We start from the raw sequence: 19,142 nt of genomic DNA on the forward strand, positions 1-19,142 counted from the left end.
ATGGCCAAGCCCACCTTGAGGTGACGCTGGAGCAAGAGACCGTTTGGCTGAGTTTAGATCAGGTGACTAATCTATAAGGTCGGGATAAGTCTTTGATATATCGCCATATTCGCAACATTTTTCTTGAAGGTGAGCTTGAAAGGGAGCCAGTTGTTGCAAAAAATGCAACAACTGCCGCTGACGGTAAGATCTATCAGGTTGAGTACTACAACTTAGATGTGATTATTTCAGTTGGCTACCGCGTGAAATCTCAGCGTGGTGTGCAATTTCGTAAGTGGGCAACTCAAGTATTAAAAGACTACTTGGTGCAAGGCTATACCCTCAACCAACGCCGTCTAACCGAGCGTGGCATAGAGTTTGAGCAGGCGGTGAATTTGCTCAGCCGAACCCTGACCAATCAAGGCTTGGTTTCAACAGAAGGCGAAGCGGTTGCTCGTGTGATTAGCGCTGTTAGTGGCTGAAAGCCTACCTGATCAGAAAACGTTGATGATTCGGCTGATCGAGCATTTCATACTGCTGAAAGATGAATAAAGCTATCAATCAGGCAGCGCTGAGATCTAATGCCATGGCACCGACCGCCGATTATTCAAGCAATCACGTGCTATGTGATGGAGTAGGCCAGCGCAACTCAAAACAAGAGCCACCCTCATCAGAGGGGTAGCATTTAGCCTCGCCACCATGGGCCCTTGCAATAGCCGCGACTACCGCCAATCCTAGCCCGCTTCCTTGTTTGTCTCCTGGCATACCACTGTCAGCGTCCCGCGCATGGCGGAATGCCGTGAAAATATGAGCGGCATCTTCCTGCGGTATGCCTGGGCCAGCATCGCTAACACGCAAAACACACCACCCGTCGTTCTGGCGCGTTTGGATGATGAGTGTCCCTGGGGATGCATGCTGGCGAGCGTTTTCCAGCAACGCAAGCAATGCCTGACGTATACGGAAGGGGTCGCAATACGCAGTGCCAGACTGCAGATCAAGGGTTGGATAATGCTGTGAGGCATTCAGAGCATGTCGACAAAACTCAACGACAGATTCAATTTCAGCAGAAAGATCACATTCCTTGTTCTCAATATTCAGATGACCGCTTTCGGCCAAGCTCACGGCGCGAAGGTCTTCAATCAGTTGTGCCATGCCGTCGATTTGGGTAAGGAGACTTTGAAACTGGGGTTGTTCAGGAGGGAAGACGCCTTCTGCCAAGCCTTGCAGACGTCCGCGTAAAATAGTGACCGGCGTACGCAGCTCATGGGCAATAGCGGCATTCCAGAACGTCATTTCCTTGGACATACGCTGTAATTGGTCTGCTAGCGCATTGAAGTCGTTGGCTAACACGGCGGCCTCGCCTAAAGAGCGATCACCCGTTGTGGCGCGTGCGTCCAGGTCGCCTTGCGCGACGCGACGCATGCTTTCTGTGACGGAGTTTAGGGGTACCAGAATGCGACGTGCCAAGTGAACGCCCACTATCACGGCGAACGCCAGCCCAACCAACGTTGTGCTAACGAGCCAAGCCCACTCTAGCCCCGACGGGAACATGTTGGGTTCGTTAATCGACCCCTGCCAAAAATGGAAGGTAATGAAATAGAACACATAAGAGGTCACCACGACTAACAGTGTGATGCCAAACGCCATCGCTGCCATTGTTAACGCGATGGTGCGGCTTAGCCCAACGAGCTTCATTCTGTTCCCCATAGCCGGTACCCAACGCCGCGTATGCCAACGGGTATGCCTCTCACATCGACATCTTCCAGTTTTTTACGCAGCTTGCTGATATGGCTGTCGACAGTGCGCTCGAGCGCCTCGCCCTCGGGCAGGCAGGCGGCCAACAGCTCTGCGCGGGTGCAAACTTTTTTGGGCGCGCGGGCAAGGTGCGTCAACAATCTGAATTCGGTGAGCGTTAACGCAAGGCTGTGCGAGTCTCCACCCACCTGAACAAAGGCTTCGTGTTGTTCAAGGTCGATCTCAAAGGGCGGCACCCGGAGGACACGGGGTTGGTGGCTTGCATCAGCCATGGTGCGTCTTAACACTGCCTGAATGCGTGCGACGACCTCGGCAGGGTTAAACGGCTTGACGACGTAGTCGTCGGCACCAAAACGTAAACCCATGAGTTTATCGATATCCTGATCCATCGCGGTCAACATGATGACGGGTGTCTTACCACGGTGGCGAACCTCTGACAGCACCTGCCAGCCATCCATTTTAGGCATCTTTACATCAAGTAAGACGAGATCGGGTTTCATCGACATATGCATGTCCAATGCTTTGCGTCCATCTTCTGCGTAGATGGTTCGGAGCCCCGCCCGTTTCAGATAAGCCTGCAGAATATCAGCGATCTCAGGCTCGTCTTCGGCGATGAGAACCAGTGCTTGCTGGCCAGAATAAGAACTTGGCGACTGATGAGTCGTGGACATGAAAGCGCCTAATGAAACATTAATTGTGTTCTCCATCATATCTACACATACCGTCGACGTTAATACCACGCTACAGCGATATAGTCCCCTTCAATTTTATGGCTAGGCAAATGTTTGCCTATGTCTGAAGGGACGATACATGACGATCCGACATATCTATCGAAATGGTGGCTTCTGTGCCTTGCTGCTGATCGTGCTAACTGCTTGCGGTTCAGTTGAGCAAGAAGTAGCGCCGCCTCCTGCTCGAGTGACGGTTGTTACCTTGGAACCCGTTAAATTGGAGCTGACTGAAGATTTGTCGGCCCGGGTCGTTCCTTTTCAAATGGCGGAAATTCATCCGCAGGTCAGCGGGATTGTTCAACGTCGCCTGTTCGAACAGGGAACCGACGTGAGTGCGGGGCAGCCATTATTCGAAATCAACCCAGCGCCGTTTCGAGCGGAAGTGGAAACAGCAGAAGCCGCTTTGCAGAAAGCCGAATCCGAACTTGCTCATGCCCGTGCGCAGTCAGCCCGGTTGGAGCCGCTTGTCCGGGCACAGTCGGTGAGCCGTCAGGCCTACGATGACACCGTCTCCAAAAGTCAGCAGGCCGCTGCTGATGTGGCCCAAGCGCGTGGCACGCTGTCGCGCCGCCGCCTTGACCTGGAGTTCTCCACGGTGGTGTCCCCCATTGCAGGCCGAATTGATCAGGCGTTGGTAACGGAGGGAGCGCTGGTGGCCAGCAGCGATAGCACGCCCATGGCCCGTGTTCAGCAGATCGATAAGGTCTATGTCGACGTTCGGCGCTCGGCTTCCGCGCTCGAATCGCTTCAAGATGCGATGGCGGCGCAACCCTCCCTCGACAATGGCTTACCGGTCACCATCCTGGGCAGCAACGGTACACCCTACGATGTCACCGGACGCATTCTTTTTTCCGGAGTCAATGTGGACACCAGCACGGGTGACCTTTTGCTGCGAGTACTTGTAGACAATCCCAATCGGCGCTTGCTGCCCGGCATGTTTGTGCGTGCCCGCGTGCCGTATGCACGCTATGACGATGCGTTGACGGTACCGCAACAGTCTGTGGTGCGCATTGGCGGTAAGCCCTACGTTTGGTTGATTGGTGCTGACAACAAGGCGGTGATGGTTTCAGTGGAGCTTGGTGAATTGGCGAACGGCAATTATCGGGTGCAAACAGGAGTGACAGAGGGGCAGAAAGTCGTCGTCGAGGGTATAGAGCGACTGACTGATGGTGTCGACGTCAGCGCGACTGATTGGAAGATGCCTATGCCACTCAACGCCTCAGCGGCATCCTCTCACTAAGTTTCAGGAGTATCCGCAATGCCCCAGTTCTTCATCCAGCGCCCAGTCTTCGCGTGGGTGGTCGCGCTGTTTATCATCCTGTCGGGTGTGATCGCCATACCTAAGCTGCCGGTCGCTCACTACCCTTCGGTAGCGCCCCCTTCGGTGACCATCACCGCGACGTATCCCGGCGCCACACCGCAGACCATGAACGACGCCGTGCTCAGTCTCATTGAACGAGAGCTGTCCAGCGTCAAGAACCTGCTGTACTTCGAGTCGTCCGCCGATGCTTCGGGGTCAGCCTCTGTCACCGCCACCTTCAAGCCAGGGACAAACCCAGAACTGGCCCAAGTGGATGTGCAGAACCGGCTCAAGGCCGTCGAACCCCGGTTACCCCAGGCGGTTCGTCAGGATGGGCTGAGCGTAGAGTCAGCGTCATCCAGTTTTCTGATGATTGTGGGCCTGAATTCCGATGATGGGCGCTTTGATGAGATCGCGCTGAACGACTATATGGCGCGCAATATCGTGGAGGAGCTACGCCGCATTGACGGTGTCGGTCGTGTGCAGCTGTTCGGTGCTGAGCAGGCAATGCGCATCTGGATAGAGCCGGAGAAGCTGATTGCTTTCGGCTTGTCGGTGAATGATCTCTCGACCGCGATCACGGAGCAGAACGCACCGATTGTGCCGGGCAGCATCGGCGCGTCTCCGGCCTTACCCGGTCAAAAGGTGTCCTCGCTGTTGACCGCACAGGGGCAATTGAGCACGCCTGAAGCGTTCGCCGCTATCGTCCTGCGCGCTAATGTCGACGGTTCAAAAGTGGTGTTGGGCGATGTGGCGCGCGTCGAGTTGGGCGCCCAATCCTACGGCTTCTCCAATCGTGAGAATGGCCAGCCAGCGACGGCGGCTGCCATACAACTGGCACCCGGTGCCAATGCGGTGCGCACGGCGGAAGGCGTGCAGGCGCGTTTGGCTGAGTTAAACCAGGCGTTGCCTGCGGGCATGAGCTCATCGATCCCCTTTAATACGGCCCCGTTCGTTAAGGTGTCTATCAAGAAGGTCATCCATGCCCTCATCGAGGCGATGGTACTTGTCTTCCTGGTGATGTTGCTGTTTCTACAGAACATCCGTTACACGCTGATTCCCGCACTGGTCGCGCCGATTGCACTGTTGGGGACCTTCACGGTGATGCTGCTGGCAGGTTTCTCCATCAACGTGCTGACGATGTTCGGCATGGTGTTGGCGATTGGCATCATCGTCGATGACGCTATCGTGGTGGTCGAGAACGTTGAGCGCATCATGGCGAAAGAGGGATTGTCGCCAAAGGACGCCACCGTCAAGGCGATGAAGGAAATCACTGGCGCCGTGGTGGGGATCACCCTGGTATTGACGGTGGTGTTTATCCCGATGGCTTTCTCGAGTGGCTCGGTCGGGGTGATCTACCAGCAATTCGCGCTGGCAATGGTGGTTTCGATTCTGTTCTCGGCGTTTCTGGCGCTGTCGCTGACGCCAGCGCTATGCGCCACCCTTCTCAAGCCCATTAAGCCGGGGCACCACGACAAAGGCGGTTTCTTCGGCTGGTTCAACCGGGCGCTTACCCGTATGACCACCCGTTACGAATCGCGTGTTGGAAAGCTGGTCGCTCGCAGCGGTCGGGTCATGATGATGTTTGTGGTCATCGCGGGTGTGCTGCTGCTCGCCTTCCGCCAGTTGCCTTCGGCTTTTCTGCCGGAAGAGGATCAAGGCTATTTCATGACCAGTATCCAGCTACCCGCCAATGCGACCACCGAGCGTACCTTGGATGTCGTCAAGGCGTATGAGGAGTACGTCATGGCGCGCCCTGCAGTGGACGGCAATATGTCTATTTTGGGCTTCGGGTTCTCGGGGTCCGGTGCGAATACGGCACTGACGTTCACCACGCTAAAGGATTGGGGGCAGCGCGACGGCGTTACGGCGGCGAGTGAAGTGGAAGGGGTTCAGGAAGCCATGAGTCAACTGAACGAAGGGACGGTAATGAGTATGTTACCGCCGGCCATTGATGAATTGGGCACCAAGTCCGGCTTTACGATGTTCTTGCAGGATCAACGCAATCAGGGGCCGGCCGCCCTTAAGGCTGCCGAGACGACGCTGCTAGAACTGGCGGCGCAGAGCAAGATAGTCAGCGACGTCTATTCCGATGGCCTTCCGGCAGGTGCGAGCATTCGTCTTGATATTGATCGTCAAAAGGCCGAAGCGCTCGGGGTGTCGTTCGCCAACATTAGCGAAATCCTGTCGACCGCAATGGGGTCGTCTTACATCAACGATTTCCCGAATGAGGGCCGGATGCAGCAGGTGATTATGCAAGCGGATGCGTCGGCACGCATGCAGGTTGATGACGTGCTCAAGCTGCACGTGCGTAATAGCAGGGGTGGCATGGTGTCCTTGTCAGAGGTGGTTACCCCGGTGTGGGACGAAACACCGCTACAAATGGTGCGTTACCTGGGCTATCCCGCCACCAGCATTTCCGGCAGTGCGGCGAAGGGGGCTTCCACTGGTGACGCCATGGCTGAAATGGAGCGTCTGGCGCAGCAACTTCCGCCCGGTTTCGCCGTGGCCTGGACGGGGCAGTCCCTTCAGGAACGCCAGTCGGCAGCCCAGGCGCCAATGCTGGTGGCGCTATCCATCCTGGCGGTGTTCCTGGTGTTAGCCGCGCTCTACGAGAGCTGGACGATTCCGCTGTCGGTCATCCTGGTTGTGCCGCTGGGGTTGCTGGGTGCGGTGGCCGCCATGTTGCTGCGTGACCTGCCGAACGATGTTTTCTTCAAAGTCGGTATGGTCACCGTGATCGGACTGTCGGCGAAAAACGCGATCCTGATCGTTGAGTTCGCAAAACAGTTGCGTGAGCAAGGTAAAGGGCTGATGGAGGCCGCGGTGGAAGCCGCCAGCCTGCGCCTGCGCCCGATTCTGATGACCTCACTCGCTTTCGGCTTGGGAGTGGTGCCGTTGATGGTTGCGTTTGGCGCCAGTGCCAAAACCCAGCATGCGATAGGCACGGGCGTTTTCGGCGGCATGGTTAGCGGAACGCTGCTGGTGATTCTCTTTGTTCCAGTGTTCTTCGTTTTTGTGATAGGTCTTCAGGAGCGCGTTAGTGGCTGGCGTGCGGCTCGTCGCCCCTCATCATTACAACCCGATAACGATATAGCGCATTAATGCCATGCGACGACTGATGCTGCCAACTTTGAGCATCGGCCTGACTGCTCCTCAATTGTAATTATGGGGGCAGCAGGTGCCTGTAGAGGAGGGACTGCAGGCTCTTTGGAAGCCACCGGCTACCTGACCCGTCCATCGAACAGTTGATCAACAGTCGCCTTAGCGCCACAGCCCTGTAAGTGGCCCGCCTACCGGGGAATCCTTGGGTAATGTCACGGCAGCGACTCGCGATTGTGCTGCTGCAAACTGTGCGGGGTCGCCGCGCTCTATTTCCGGCTCTTGCCCTGGTGGGTAGGCGCCTACCATGCAGAAATCATCGTCCGCCTCCAGGCTGGCATGCCCAACGCCCGCTGGCAGCACTAGCACATCGCCTGCGTAAAGCATCAGTTCCTGGCCGTTAGGGCCTCCCAGCCGTGCCCGGGCCTGCCCTCGGAAGATGCCCAGTGCTTCATGGGCAGTGGAGTGAAAGTGGTCAAAGTCATACAGGTGGTAGCGCCACGCTGGTGGCCAGCCGTGGCGTTTGAACATGGCTTCGAACGACTCGGCCCGTTCCTCGGCATTGCTGAGGTCGAGAACCTGGCGATAAACCAGCACCGGGAGAGGGGAGTTGGGGTAGCCGGTCGCTTTATCGCTGTCAAAATGGAGTAATTCGGGCTGGGGGATCGGCATCCTGGTCTCCTCGTTGGGGGGTGTGTTTTTAGAATAGCTTTGAGCACACTCTTTTGCATAGCCGAGCTAACCGATAACGGGCTGGCTGCGTATTTAGTCGATTACCGCCAAGCAGCGTATCCCTCGTTTTCTGTTCGATTGCCTTGATAGCATCAGTCGGTATCATATCCTTGATGTTGTCCATCATTACGTCCTTATTACCGCGAGCTTCTATGACCCAATCTAAAACGCCCTTCATTGTGGTACTGAGCTTGGCATTGACCATGATGCTGGGCCCGTTTTCCATGGACACGTACCTGCCGGCTTTTCCGGTTATCGGCGAATCGCTGGGGGTTTCTCAGCAGGCGGTATCGTTGAGTGTTTCGGTGTATGTATTCGCGATGGCGTTGGGGCAGTTAATCGGCGGTGCGCTTTCAGACCGCTTCGGGCGCCAGCGTGTTTTGATGAGCGGGCTGGCGATTTTTGCGCTTTCAAGCGTTGTTATTGGTGTGGCGGATTCTTTAAACATGCTACTCAGCGGGCGGGCCGTTCAAGCCCTTGGCGCCGGTTTTACTCTGGTATCTGTACCGGCGCTGGTACGCGACCGAGTGGCGGGCCGCGACGCCGCGAAACTGTTTTCGATGATGGGCTTTATCATGGTGCTGGCACCTGGCATTGCTCCGAGCGTAGGCAGCGCGATTCTGGCGCTGGGTTCCTGGCACACTATCTTTTTCGCCTTGGCGGTATACGCGTTATTGCTGGTGCCGTTGTTGGTGCGGGTGATCTTTACCGGTACGGGCAAGGTGTCTCGAGCGAAAAGCCCTAAGATGAGCCTGCTGGCGCGTTACAAACTGGTACTGTCGACCAAGCCGGCCCTGCCGTTCATCGTTTGGCAGGCCGCTTCTTTTTCTACCCTGATGATGTTCATCACCTATGCGTCATTTATCTATCAGGGGCATTTCGGCCAGTCACCTTCGGCCTTTTCGATACTGTTTGCGGCGAATATCGTCGCTATGCTTATCTTCAATATTCTCAATCGGGCGATGCTTTCCAGGCTGTCTTCGCTGCTTATCCTGCAGTTGGCAACGGGCTGTCAGGCAGTTGGCGTAGTATTGCTGGTGATGGCTGCCTTTATGGATTGGCCGATGTATGCCTTCCTGCCCCCCATGATGCTGACCATCGGCTCGATAGGGGCGATCTCGCCGAATATTCAGGCCTGTTTTTTGGAGTTTTTTCCCACCAGTGGCGGGACGGCCGCAGCGCTTCTGGGCGCAGCCCAGTTCGGTGTCGCCGGGCTGCTGAGCGCATTGTCCGCCATGGTGCCGCATACGCTTGAAACGGTCATTCTGGCTATGGCCGCCTGTGGCTCGGTGGCGTATCTGATGCTTGCCCGCTCTATCATCAAAGGGCGTGCCGCTGGCGAGGTGCTCTAGGTCAGACGGCGCGCTCTTGCTAAAAGCCTTGTGTTAACCAAAACATGGGGCTTTTTTAGTTCGTGAACATGTGTCGTTGGCGGTGTGGTGCCCGCTATGTCGCCCGAGCGGTATCATCATCGGTTTGCCGGTGACGGGGTCTTCGATCACCCGGCTCTCCAGGCCAAATACCTCCCGGACCATCTGCTCGGTCAGAATCTTTTCTGGTGGGCCTACTACGTACACCTGGCCGTTAGCCATGGCGACCAGTTGGTCGGCGTAGCGGGCGGCCAGGTTGAGTTCGTGGAGTACCATCACGATGGTGGTGCCGCGCTGTCGGTTTAGGTCGGTGAGAAGATCCAGCACGTCGACCTGGTGGTTGATATCCAGAAAGGTAGTGGGCTCATCCAGCAGCAGCACTTTGGTTTGTTGGGCCAGCGCCATGGCGATCCACACCCGCTGGCGCTGCCCGCCGGAAAGCTCGTCTACATGGCGTTCGGCCAGCTCGCTCATATGGGTGGCGGCCAGGGCGTCGGCGACGGCAGTCTCATCGGCCGCGCTCCAGCGTTTGAATAGCCCCTGGTGCGGGTGGCGGCCTCGGCTGACCAGCTCGAGCACGCTAATGCCTTCCGGGGCGATGGGCGATTGCGGCAGAAACCCAAGTTGCTGCGCCAAGCGGCGGGTGGGTAGCTGGTGGATGTCGTTACCCTCCAGCAGCACACTGCCCTGGGTGGGTGTCAGTAATCGTGAAAGCACGCGCAAAAGCGTCGATTTTCCACAGGCGTTGGCACCCACAATGGCGGTGGTCTGACCGGCGGGCACGGTCAGGCTAACGTCATGCAGAATGGTGCGTTCCCCGTAGCCTGCCACCAGGCCTTGGGCGAGAAGTGAGCAAGCGCTCATAGAGTGCCTCGGGTTTTGTTGTCGCGAAGTATTAAGTAGAGAAGATAAGGCGCACCTAATACGCCGGTCACGATGCCGACCGGATAGCGGGCGGGCAGCAGGAACTGTCCGGCGTAATCCCCCAGCAGCACCAACAGAGCACCTACCAGAGCGGCGGGCACCAGCAGCGAGCCGTTGCGGCCCATCAGCCGCGCCGCAATGGGGCCGGAAAGGAACGCTACAAAGGCCACCGGGCCGGAAACGGCGGTGGCAAACGCCACCAGTGCCACCGCGGTGATGATTACGATCACCCGCGTCACCGCCAAGCGAACACCCAGCCCGGCGGCAAGGTCGTCACCCATGCGCAGAGTTTCAAGATCGCGGCGGCAGCTTAGCAATAGTCCGCCGAACAGGAGCAGGGCAATCAACAGCGGCAGCGCTTGATCTAGCTGTGCGCCGTTGACGCTACCGGTGAGCCAGCGCAGGGCCTCTTGCAGTGTCCAGCTGGGTGCGCGCATCAGCAGGTAGGCGGTCACGCTTTGCAGCATCGCGGCCAATCCGATACCAATCAGAATCAACCGACCGCCGGTCACGCCCTGGCGCCAGGAGAGCGTGTAAATCAACAGCGCCACGCCCAGCCCTGCAGCAATCGCCACCATCGACACCGCCGGGCCGCTCAGCGATAGCACCACGATGGCAAACACGGCGCCGGTACTGGCGCCGGTGCTGATGCCAATGATGTCCGGGCTTGCCAGCGGGTTGCGCAGCATGGTCTGAAAGGCGATGCCGCCCAGGCCAAAACAGGCGCCTACCAGCACTGAAACGATGGCCCTGGGCAGGCGCAGCTCACGCACGGTGAAACCAGCGCCAGGCACTTCCGCACCGCCAAGTATGCGTAGCACCGTGGTTAGCGGGGTGAAGGACTGTCCCAGCATCAGGGTTAATAGCACGCCTGCTAAAAGACAGGCAACAAGCACCGCCATGATGCGTGCGCGGTGCCTGGCGTTCGTCCGGCGGATGTGTCGGAAGTGGCTGATCGCGTTGAGGGGCGGCTGGTTCATAGCGAGCCTACCTTGCGGTTGCGCACAATCCAGATAAACACCGGCGCACCGATAAAGGCGGTCACAATGCCAACGTCCAGCTCCGATGGGTGGGCCACCAGCCGCCCGGCCACGTCTGAAAACGTCAGTAGTACTGCACCACCCAAAGCAGAGAAGGGCAGCAGCCAGCGGTAATCGCCGCCCGCAAGCAGGCGGCAGGCGTGGGGCACCACCAGTCCTACAAAACCAATCGGGCCACACACGGCGGTAATCGAACCGCATAGCAGTACCGCGCCCACCGCCGACATGGCTCGAGCTACCGCTACCTTCTCACCCAGCCCGGCGGCGGTGTCGTCGCCCAGCGCCAGCATATTGAGTTTGCGCGCGGCGAGTAAGGTGATCACAAACCCCGTCGCCAGAAAGGGCAGCACCGGCAGCAACTGGCCATAGGTCGCGCCGCCCACGCCGCCGACTAACCAGGATTGCACCAGCCCACCGATATCGCCACGCGGCAACACTACGGCGGTCGTCAGCGAGCTAAGTGCCGCGGTGATGGCGGCACCTGCCAGTGCCAGCCTGAGCGGCGTGGCGCCGCCCCGGCCAAGGCTGGCAATCGCGTAAACCGCACAGGCTGCGATACCGGCGCCAGCTATGGCTGTCCAGATGTAGCTGGTCGTCTCATCGATACCGAACCAGGCAATGCCAATCACCACCGCCAGCGCCGCTCCGGCGTTGACGCCCAGAAGGCCGGGGTCGGCCAGTGGGTTACGGGTCAGGCCCTGCATGACTCCACCAGAAACGCCTAGCGCGGCTCCCGCCAGCATGGCAAGTAACGTGCGTGGCAGGCGGCTGGCCACGGCGGCATCGCCCATGGTTTCTACTTGGCCGCTCAGCGCGGCGACGATTTCCGACCAGCCTACTTCTCGGGCGCCAAACGCGACAGAGAGCGTGGCGGCAAGGCCGAGCAGAACAAGCAGCGCTGCGCCACCGGACAACCGCTGGGCAGCATTGCGTTTGATGCGAAGAGCGACAGCGCGATTAACGCTTGAGCCAGACGCCGGGACGCTACTGCTGTGACTTGCGTGCGGCTTCTGAGAGCAGGTCTGCATAATCGTCCAATAGCCATGAAATCGACATGGGGGTAGGGTTGGCCGCCGTGCCCAGCGGCGTGTTGCCGAGCATGACAATGGCGCCGTTTTCTACTACTGGCAGGCGGGAGGTGAGCGGGTGCGCGTTGAGCTGATCGATCAGCGGCTGACCACCGTAAGTGACGAGAATATCCACGTCGTTGAGCTCGTCGATCAATTCAGAGCTGATTTCGCCAGCAAATTTACCGGGAGTGGAGTTCTGTTTGACGACTTCAGGCGAGACTAGCCCGAGGTCATGAAAAAACCGCACCCGCGCGTCGTTGTCGGTGTAGAACGAAATGCGCCCCAGGTTAGTGGGGTCAAGGTGGGTCACGAACATGGCTGTCTTGCCCGCTAGCTCTGGGTGGTTGTCGGCGGTGTCGGCAATCTGTGTCTCGATTTGCTCGATGAGCGCCTGGCCTTCCTCCGCCATGCCTAGTCCGGCGCTGTTCAGTTGAATCATATCCCGCCAGTCGGTTGCCCAGGGACCTTGGGGGTAGGCCACCACCGGGGCAATCTGGCTCAAGGTGTTGTAGTCCGCTTGGCTCAACCCCGAGTAGGCCGCCAGAATCACATCGGGCTGGCTGGCAGCCACGGCTTCAAAATCAATCCCATCGCCTTCATCGAACAGGGGCGGGGGCGCGCTACCTAGCTCTTCAAACCGGGCTTCCACCCAGGGCAGCAGCCCGTTGTCGTTGTCATCGCCAAAGTTGGCAGCGGCAAAGCCGACCGGTATCACGCCAAGCGCCAGCGGCACTTCGTGATTGGCCCAGGCCACGGTCGCTACCCGTTCGGGCTTCTCAGAAAGCACGGTTGTGCCCAGAGCATGTTCGATTTCAAGGGGATATTGCTGCGCGCCAACGGGAGCAGCGCCAAGGCTGCACGCAGTGAGAAGGGCCACACAGGCGGCCAGACGTTGATGGAGCGATGCCATCGCTTCCTCCGAAAGCTTGAGTCTTTGAAATAGCTCTTTGCTAAAGCCCTTTGAAAACGCTCTTTGCAATAGCGTGATATCCGAGAGGTAAGTTCGCGGTGTCAGTGGGCTTGGCAAGTGGCTCCAATAACGTATGGCGTGTTGCCAGTGTGGTCGCTATTTTTAAAACAAATGATTATGATTGACATTAGCACTATTGACTCGGTGATGCTAGCTTCGGATACTCTCCCGGCTTTTCAAAAGAAAATTATAAGGCGAGCAGGGCCGGTTTAATTATTTCAAGGGATCTTCAACATGACTGATAGCAAAGGCACCGTCCGGCGTAACGCAAGCCGCTTGCGGTGGCAGCAGACCACGACAGCCATTCTGTGCGGCACGACGCTGGTCACACTTCCCATGATTGGGAACGCACAGGAAACCGGCGATGGCAGTGACGATAATGAGGGGTATCGCCTCACTCCCATTATCGTCAATGCCCAGGCCTACGCTGATGATGATGCCAACTCGATCGTTGCTCAAGAGCTGTGGGTGGGCGGCAAAGTGGCCACCAGTATTCTCGATACGCCGGCCTCTGTGTCAGTCATCACTGAGAAGGAGATCGAGCAGCGCAACGCCTCAACCACTGAGGAAGTGCTGCAATATACGCCTGGCGTTCTCACCGATTATTACGGCACCGATGACCGTAATGACTATTTCCAAATCCGGGGCTTTCAGGCGACCACCTACCGTGACGGGCTGACGCTAGGCTCAATGCGGGGTGTGCGTGAGGAGCCTTACGCCTATGAGCGCGTCGAGGTGTTGCGTGGGGCCAACTCCACTCTATTTGGTCCCGCGGATCCGGGCGGTTCGGTCAACTTTGTCAGCAAGCGGCCACTGTTTGAGCGGTTTGGAGAGGGCTATCTCTCCTACGGTTCATTTGATGCAAAAGAGGCCGGTGTTGATGTGGGTGACACATTGAACGCTGACGAGACAGTGGCCTACCGCTTTACCGGCACCATCCGAGACAGCGATCGCGAGTACGATCACTCGAAAGACAACAATGGTTTCTTGATGGGCGGCCTGACCTGGGAGCCAACGGATGCCACGTCAGCCAGTGTTATCTTCGATTACCTGAAGCGTGACGACACCCCTAACAGCGGTGGTTATCCGCTTGACCGTGAGTATGATCGCAGCGAGTTCTTTGGTGAGCCTGGCTTTAATTATCATGATGTCGAGCGTACCAGCCTTACCGGACAGCTCACCCATGATTTCAACAACGGCCTGACGTTGCGGGGCAACTTGCGTTACAGCGACCTGACCGACGACTTCGGCTATGTCTATATCACTGACTCTGCGGCGCGAGTTGGCAGCGTGGTGGATCGCGACTACTTTGGTACCGACAACGAAGCTCAGGAGCTGATCGGCAACGCTATTCTGCAATACGATGCCCGCTTTGATCAGGTCGATAGCAGCACGCTCGTGGGTGTCGAGTATCGCGATGCTTCAACCGAAGACAGTTCGTTTTACGGGGATGCGACCTCCATTGATATCGCAAATCCCGTCTTTAGCGGTGCCCCGAGTACCCTGAACGTCTACAGCAGCAATAAGCAGGACTTCACCACCGAGTCGGTCTTCCTGACCCAGAACTTGTCCTTTTATGATCGATTTATCGTGACGGCGGGCGTGCGCAACGATGGCCTGGATATCTCCAGCACGAACATGGCGGGTGACACTGATTCCGCCGACTATTCGGAAAACTCCGTTCGTGGCGCGCTGACCTATCGCGTCACCGACGAAGTTTCCGCTTATGTCAGCATGGTGGAGTCTGTCGCACCGCCCACAGTTGGTGTCGAGCCCGAGAGGGGCGAGCAGTATGAGATTGGCGCGAAATACGCTCCATTCGGTACCAATGCGCTGTTTTCGGCGTCCATTTATGACCTGACCAGAGATGATGTCACTATCTCGGTGGTACAGGACAATGGCGTTATCGAGCGGGAAACCGTGGGTGAGTCCCGCGTGCGGGGTATTGATCTTGAGGCCAAGGCTGAATTGACCGATAGCCTTAGCCTAGCGGGTGGTTACTCCTATATGGAGTCGGAAGTGGTGCGCGACAGCAATGCAGCCAGAGAAGGGAACGAGTTTACTGCGGCACCCAAACATACGGCGTCGTTGTGGGGCTACTATACCTTGCCACGCCAGGACATGAGTGTTGGCCTTGGCGCCCGTTATGTCGGCTCCTACTACTTTGACGCCGCCAATACGTCCAAGAGCAGTGCGGCCACGCTCTTCGATGCAGCCTTCAGCTACCAGCTCACCCAAGATGCCGACCTGGCCGTCAATGTCAGCAACTTGCTCGATGAGCAGCACGTGGTCGGTTCCAGCACGGCTGATTACTATAATCCGGGGCGCGAAATCAGCGCTAAAGTGAGCTATCGCTGGTGATGTACTTCCCCCGCTTTTAAAGGCGGGGGGAGGCGCTTTACGCTTCTTGAACACCGTCAACGATAAAGACGCGGTAGTCGGCGCCCTGGAAGCGGTGCTTGCGAGCTTCCTGGTAGGCGGGGCTTTCATACCAGGCGCGGGCGGCAGCCATATCGGGGAAGCGCAGAATCACGGCCCCTTCCATGGCGCTGCCTTCCAGCACTTCAAAATCACCGTAGAAGGCGAGCGGCTGCGGGTCGTGGCCTTCACGAGCGGCTTTCGCCTTCTCGCCGTAGCGCTCCATCTCCTGAGCATCGTGGGTGTGTTCGCGGGTCAGTACGACATAAGCGGGCATTCAGTTCTCCTGATGTCATCGTTAATCAATCCGCTAGAGCATATCACCGCCTAACAGCGGAGCCACATTAGAAAGATCGTTATTCAGCTTTACTGGAAATATCGGCTGTCAGGGGCGGCACTGGTTCAGGCGCTGACGCTATCAACGCCACGGGCTCCAGTTGGTCGTTTTCCAGCGTTGCCAGGATTATCTCGTAACAGTCGTCGATATGGCTGTTGCCCAAATACTTCATGGTGGCGAAGCTGATCCCGCCCGCAATGGCGCTGCCCAGGAAGGGTACATACTTAGACGCACTTTTTGCCGATATCCTGCCAGTCATCCTTTTGAACGTCATCATGAGCAGTTTACGGGTGATGTATTTGCCCGCCATCTTGCTGCCGGTCGTTGAAATGGAGTTCATGACAAATAGCCGGGTCTCTGTATCCAGGCTCTCGATCTGTTCAGGCGATAAGCCAAATTTTTCGTTAATCTTGGGAATTAACCGCAGCAATATGGCGACATCCGACCCGATGTTCACGCCTGGGATGGGAATGATGGCGGTGCCCGCGGAAAGGCCCGAGCTCTTCGTAACCATCGAGCGGCACGATTGCTTGATGGCCTCGAGCTCTTCAAGTGACTCGATCATATAAGGTCCTTTTTAGATCAAACGGAAAAGGCGGCAGCCCAAGCGGCTGCCGCCTTGCTCACGCTGTTGATTTAAGCGTCTTATTCGTCACCTTCATAGGTGACACGCCAAACGGCGTTCGTCAGGTCATCAGCGATGATAAGGGCGCCTTCGGGGTCGATGGTGACGCCGACCGGGCGACCGCGGGTTTGACCCTCTTCAGTCAGAAAACCGGAGACGAAATCAATGGGGTCGCCAGAAGGGCTGCCATCGCTGAAGGGCACAAAGACGACCTTATAGCCAACGGGGTCGGCGCGATTCCAACTGCCGTGCTCGCCGATAAACACACCTTCAGCGAACTCATCGCCCATTTCGGGGGTAGAAAAGGCGAGGCCTAGCGGTGCCACATGCGAACCCAGGCTGTAATCAGGGGCAATCGCCGACTCGACCTTTTCAGGGTCCTGTGGGCGAACGCGGGGGTCGACATTCTGGCCCCAATAGCTATACGGCCAGCCGTAGAAACCACCTTCCTGAACAGTCGTAAGGTAGTCAGGCACCAGGTCGGGGCCTAGCTCGTCGCGCTCGTTGACCACGGCCCATAGCTGGTCAGTGTCTGGCTGAATGGTCAGCGCGGTTGGATTGCGCAGCCCGGTGGCATAAGGCCGATGCATGCCCGTTTCGGCATCAATTTCCCACACCTCGGCGCGGTTAACCTCCGCTGCCATGCCGCGTTCGGTGATATTGCTGTTGGAGCCAATACCCACGTACAAGAATTCACCGTCGGCGCTGGCGGTCATCGCTTTCGTCCAGTGGTGATTGATTTCAGCCGGTAGCTTGGTAAGCTCCTCCGGTGGCCCGCTGGCCTCGGTTTGGCCTTCTTCGTAGTCAAAGCGAACGACCGCATCCTGGTTGGCCACATAGAGATTGTTATCAACTAACGCCAGCCCGTAGGGCGCGTTGAGGTCTTCGGCAAACACCGACTGCTCGTAGTTGCCATCGCCATTTTCATCGCGCAGCAGGGTTAAGCGATTGCCGCTCTCAACAGTGGTGGTGCCCTGGCTTTTGATATATCCGGCAATGAAATCTTTCGGCTTCAACTGAGGCGCGTTGCCGCCGCTACCTTCGGCCACCAGAATGTCGCCGTTAGGCAGCACCAACGTTTGACGCGGTATCTGAAGATCCGTCGCAATGGCGGTAATGGTGTAGCCGTCGGGAACGGTGGGTGACTGGCCCCCCCATTCAGCGGGCTCGGGAATTGTCATGTCGGGCAAAAGCCCGCGTTGCGGTTCAGCAAGGTCAGGGTTTGGGCCGTACTGTTGTGCGTCTTGGGCGCTGGCGCTACCTGCCATCAAAAGCACCGAGAGAGGTGCAGCGTAGAGGCTGGGAAGCTTCATGACTTACCTCCAGTGCCTAGGCGAGAAAAACCGACCCACGTGGCTGTGCCGGCCAATAAAACAACAACAATGGAGAGGGCAAAGCCAGCAGGCATCATGGCCCAGGCGTCCCGCGCATGCGCCAGCGCATTAACAAAAGCCAGTATCCCTGTCAGCAGTAGTAGCGCTGGGTAAATCATGTGCGCCAGGCCGCGGTGCGAAGCGCGAAAGAAGCCAATAATGGCACATAAAAATGCAAGCCCTGTGAATACAAGCCCACCCACGTTTAACCAGGAAGCAAAGGTAGCCCATTGAATATGGTAGGTCGTTGAGTAGGCGTAATCACTTAGCGTGGCGCCCAAAAAGAGAGGGATAGTGCCAGCAAGCAGTGTGGCGTGAAGCGGATTCAGCCCGCTTCGATAAGTGCGATTGTCAGTGGCTGTCACGGCAAACTCCTTATGCTGTTCAAGCTAATTAATTTACCTAGATTGACCGACGCTAAACGCCAAGCCATCCCAGGCAACGACATCATGTTCGTCAGGGGGGAGTATAGTTGACGATCAAAAACTTGCCCAAAGCGAAGCGGGCAGGTGGTTAGCCGCACGTGATGCTCATGAATGCTTACCATAAGAACTCTTTAATGCTGCCACGAGACCGCTTTTTGTGAGGAGATGCGGGGGAAGTCACATCTTACTGAGCATTTCGACCGCTTGATCGAAGTGTCCATCCCGCTCTGCCCAGCGCAGGAACTTCACTTTCTCCACCAGAATTTCCTTGGGTGTCGGTTGTTGGCTAAACAGCGTCATGACTTCTTCGATGTAGTCATTGAGCGGCATATAGCCTTCCCGGGTCGACTGGCCTGGCGTCAGCTCTGTCTGTACGGCGGGAGGAGCGAGCTCGATGAGCTCGACCTTACCCTTGAGCTGTTCGCGTAGGGAGATTGTGTAGGAGTGGATGGCTGCCTTCGTGGCGTTATAGGTAGGCGTACCGCTTAACGGTACAAACGCCAACCCGGAGGAGACGTTCACGATTGCCGCGTCTGGCTGCTTTACCAGATGGTCGGTCAGTGCGTTCGTTAGCCGAATTGGCCCGAGCAGATTGGCAGTGACCGTCTGCTCGGCATCGCTCAAATCGCGGGTGCAGGACACGTCTTCGCGCCGCATAATGCCCGCATTGTTGATCAGTACATTGAGGTTGGGGTGCTCAGCGACGACACGCTCTGCAAAGGTAGTAATGGCTTTTGGGTCCTCGATATCGGCGACCATCGCGTGCATATCGCGCTGACCAGCAATGGTCTCCTCCAGCGTTTCCATGCGCCGACCGGCGACGATGACGGTGTTGCCAAGAGCATTGAAGCGTAAGGCAAGTTCACGGCCAATCCCGGAGCCGCCACCGGTGATAAGCATAGTATTTCCTGATGTTTTCATGGTTTCACTCTCCGTCTATTTGTAGGATTCGATGCCACTATGTTTTAACAATTCGGTGGCGGTGGGGCTT

General features: G+C 57.4%; 17 protein-coding genes. 5 read left to right on the forward strand and 12 right to left on the reverse strand.

What is annotated here, in order from left to right:
- The first annotated feature begins 92 nt into the window (after positions 1 to 92).
- The gene (rhuM, locus tag CXF87_RS20265) at positions 93 to 461 is read left to right on the forward strand and encodes a RhuM family protein (RefSeq protein WP_232774979.1); all 369 of its coding nucleotides are present in this window, start codon (positions 93 to 95) and stop codon (positions 459 to 461) included.
- Between the two features lie 133 nt (positions 462 to 594).
- Here rhuM and CXF87_RS20270 read toward each other — a convergent pair whose 3' ends face one another.
- Both CXF87_RS20270 and CXF87_RS20275 read right to left on the reverse strand, forming a co-directional pair.
- The gene (locus CXF87_RS20270; RefSeq protein ID WP_101147970.1) at positions 595 to 1,674 is read right to left on the reverse strand and encodes an ATP-binding protein; all 1,080 of its coding nucleotides are present in this window, start codon (positions 1,672 to 1,674) and stop codon (positions 595 to 597) included.
- Entirely contained in the window at positions 1,671 to 2,405 is a 735-nt protein-coding gene (locus CXF87_RS20275; RefSeq protein WP_008957824.1) for a response regulator, read from the reverse strand. The genes CXF87_RS20270 and CXF87_RS20275 overlap by 4 nt, the downstream gene beginning before the upstream one ends.
- A 139-nt stretch (positions 2,406 to 2,544) precedes the next feature.
- On the opposite strand from CXF87_RS20275, the gene CXF87_RS20280 reads away from it, so the two are divergent.
- Entirely contained in the window at positions 2,545 to 3,705 is a 1,161-nt protein-coding gene (locus CXF87_RS20280; RefSeq protein WP_101147971.1) for an efflux RND transporter periplasmic adaptor subunit, read from the forward strand.
- A gap of 18 nt (positions 3,706 to 3,723) precedes the next feature.
- Positions 3,724 to 6,870, forward strand: coding sequence for a multidrug efflux RND transporter permease subunit (locus CXF87_RS20285; protein WP_101147972.1), 3,147 nt, complete (start codon positions 3,724 to 3,726; stop codon positions 6,868 to 6,870).
- 159 nt (positions 6,871 to 7,029) lie between these two features.
- Here the strand turns inward: CXF87_RS20285 and CXF87_RS20290 are convergent, their stop codons facing one another.
- On the reverse strand, positions 7,030 to 7,539 hold the full coding sequence (locus CXF87_RS20290; RefSeq protein WP_101147973.1) for a cupin: 510 nt from the start codon (positions 7,537 to 7,539) through the stop codon (positions 7,030 to 7,032).
- 212 nt (positions 7,540 to 7,751) lie between these two features.
- On the opposite strand from CXF87_RS20290, the gene CXF87_RS20295 reads away from it, so the two are divergent.
- The gene (locus CXF87_RS20295; protein ID WP_101147974.1) at positions 7,752 to 8,951 is read left to right on the forward strand and encodes a Bcr/CflA family efflux MFS transporter; all 1,200 of its coding nucleotides are present in this window, start codon (positions 7,752 to 7,754) and stop codon (positions 8,949 to 8,951) included.
- A 33-nt stretch (positions 8,952 to 8,984) separates the two neighbouring features.
- Here the strand turns inward: CXF87_RS20295 and CXF87_RS20300 are convergent, their stop codons facing one another.
- Genes CXF87_RS20300 through CXF87_RS20315 form a run of 4 tightly spaced genes read right to left on the reverse strand, consistent with a single transcriptional unit; the run spans position 8,985 to position 12,913 of the window.
- A complete protein-coding gene (locus CXF87_RS20300) occupies positions 8,985 to 9,833 on the reverse strand; it encodes an ABC transporter ATP-binding protein (RefSeq protein WP_101147975.1) in 849 nt (282 codons plus the stop codon).
- Positions 9,830 to 10,873, reverse strand: coding sequence for a FecCD family ABC transporter permease (locus CXF87_RS20305; protein WP_101147976.1), 1,044 nt, complete (start codon positions 10,871 to 10,873; stop codon positions 9,830 to 9,832). The genes CXF87_RS20300 and CXF87_RS20305 overlap by 4 nt, the downstream gene beginning before the upstream one ends.
- Positions 10,870 to 11,961, reverse strand: a complete 1,092-nt coding sequence (locus tag CXF87_RS20310) for a FecCD family ABC transporter permease (protein WP_232774980.1) — start codon at positions 11,959 to 11,961, stop codon at positions 10,870 to 10,872. The genes CXF87_RS20305 and CXF87_RS20310 overlap by 4 nt, the downstream gene beginning before the upstream one ends.
- The gene (locus tag CXF87_RS20315) at positions 11,918 to 12,913 is read right to left on the reverse strand and encodes an iron-siderophore ABC transporter substrate-binding protein (RefSeq protein ID WP_101147977.1); all 996 of its coding nucleotides are present in this window, start codon (positions 12,911 to 12,913) and stop codon (positions 11,918 to 11,920) included. The genes CXF87_RS20310 and CXF87_RS20315 overlap by 44 nt, the downstream gene beginning before the upstream one ends.
- Positions 12,914 to 13,207: 294 nt before the next feature.
- On the opposite strand from CXF87_RS20315, the gene CXF87_RS20320 reads away from it, so the two are divergent.
- Positions 13,208 to 15,334, forward strand: coding sequence for a TonB-dependent siderophore receptor (locus CXF87_RS20320; protein WP_101147978.1), 2,127 nt, complete (start codon positions 13,208 to 13,210; stop codon positions 15,332 to 15,334).
- A 37-nt stretch (positions 15,335 to 15,371) separates the two neighbouring features.
- Here CXF87_RS20320 and CXF87_RS20325 read toward each other — a convergent pair whose 3' ends face one another.
- The 5 genes from CXF87_RS20325 to CXF87_RS20345 all read right to left on the reverse strand — a co-directional run bounded on the left by CXF87_RS20325 (position 15,372) and on the right by CXF87_RS20345 (position 19,072).
- Positions 15,372 to 15,668, reverse strand: a complete 297-nt coding sequence (locus CXF87_RS20325) for a DUF1330 domain-containing protein (protein ID WP_008957813.1) — start codon at positions 15,666 to 15,668, stop codon at positions 15,372 to 15,374.
- Between the two features lie 79 nt (positions 15,669 to 15,747).
- Positions 15,748 to 16,293: a hypothetical protein gene (locus CXF87_RS20330; protein ID WP_008957812.1), complete on the reverse strand. Its 546-nt coding sequence runs from the start codon at positions 16,291 to 16,293 to the stop codon at positions 15,748 to 15,750.
- 80 nt (positions 16,294 to 16,373) lie between these two features.
- A complete protein-coding gene (locus CXF87_RS20335; RefSeq protein WP_101147979.1) occupies positions 16,374 to 17,666 on the reverse strand; it encodes a PQQ-dependent sugar dehydrogenase in 1,293 nt (430 codons plus the stop codon).
- Positions 17,663 to 18,091, reverse strand: coding sequence for a DUF2231 domain-containing protein (locus tag CXF87_RS20340; RefSeq protein ID WP_101147980.1), 429 nt, complete (start codon positions 18,089 to 18,091; stop codon positions 17,663 to 17,665). The genes CXF87_RS20335 and CXF87_RS20340 overlap by 4 nt, the downstream gene beginning before the upstream one ends.
- A gap of 237 nt (positions 18,092 to 18,328) precedes the next feature.
- Entirely contained in the window at positions 18,329 to 19,072 is a 744-nt protein-coding gene (locus CXF87_RS20345) for an SDR family oxidoreductase (RefSeq protein ID WP_101147981.1), read from the reverse strand.
- Positions 19,073 to 19,142: the final 70 nt, after the last annotated feature.

The sequence above is a fragment of the Halomonas sp. MES3-P3E genome, from assembly GCF_002836035.1.
Lineage (GTDB): Bacteria > Pseudomonadota > Gammaproteobacteria > Pseudomonadales > Halomonadaceae > Vreelandella > Vreelandella arctica.

Excerpts from the sequence above, each read along its gene's own strand:
- CXF87_RS20315 (WP_101147977.1), bottom strand. The coding sequence starts at position 12,913 with ATGGCATCGCTCCATCAACGTCTGGCCGCCTGTGTGGCCCTTCTCACT.
- CXF87_RS20280 (WP_101147971.1), top strand. The coding sequence starts at position 2,545 with ATGACGATCCGACATATCTATCGAAATGGTGGCTTCTGTGCCTTGCTG.
- CXF87_RS20290 (WP_101147973.1), bottom strand. The coding sequence starts at position 7,539 with ATGCCGATCCCCCAGCCCGAATTACTCCATTTTGACAGCGATAAAGCG.
- CXF87_RS20310 (WP_232774980.1), bottom strand. The coding sequence starts at position 11,961 with ATGCAGACCTGCTCTCAGAAGCCGCACGCAAGTCACAGCAGTAGCGTC.
- CXF87_RS20275 (WP_008957824.1), bottom strand. The coding sequence starts at position 2,405 with ATGTCCACGACTCATCAGTCGCCAAGTTCTTATTCTGGCCAGCAAGCA.
- CXF87_RS20345 (WP_101147981.1), bottom strand. The coding sequence starts at position 19,072 with ATGAAAACATCAGGAAATACTATGCTTATCACCGGTGGCGGCTCCGGG.
- CXF87_RS20295 (WP_101147974.1), top strand. The coding sequence starts at position 7,752 with ATGACCCAATCTAAAACGCCCTTCATTGTGGTACTGAGCTTGGCATTG.
- CXF87_RS20300 (WP_101147975.1), bottom strand. The coding sequence starts at position 9,833 with ATGAGCGCTTGCTCACTTCTCGCCCAAGGCCTGGTGGCAGGCTACGGG.
- CXF87_RS20325 (WP_008957813.1), bottom strand. The coding sequence starts at position 15,668 with ATGCCCGCTTATGTCGTACTGACCCGCGAACACACCCACGATGCTCAG.
- CXF87_RS20270 (WP_101147970.1), bottom strand. The coding sequence starts at position 1,674 with ATGAAGCTCGTTGGGCTAAGCCGCACCATCGCGTTAACAATGGCAGCG.
- CXF87_RS20320 (WP_101147978.1), top strand. The coding sequence starts at position 13,208 with ATGACTGATAGCAAAGGCACCGTCCGGCGTAACGCAAGCCGCTTGCGG.
- CXF87_RS20335 (WP_101147979.1), bottom strand. The coding sequence starts at position 17,666 with ATGAAGCTTCCCAGCCTCTACGCTGCACCTCTCTCGGTGCTTTTGATG.
- CXF87_RS20305 (WP_101147976.1), bottom strand. The coding sequence starts at position 10,873 with ATGAACCAGCCGCCCCTCAACGCGATCAGCCACTTCCGACACATCCGC.
- CXF87_RS20330 (WP_008957812.1), bottom strand. The coding sequence starts at position 16,293 with ATGATCGAGTCACTTGAAGAGCTCGAGGCCATCAAGCAATCGTGCCGC.
- CXF87_RS20285 (WP_101147972.1), top strand. The coding sequence starts at position 3,724 with ATGCCCCAGTTCTTCATCCAGCGCCCAGTCTTCGCGTGGGTGGTCGCG.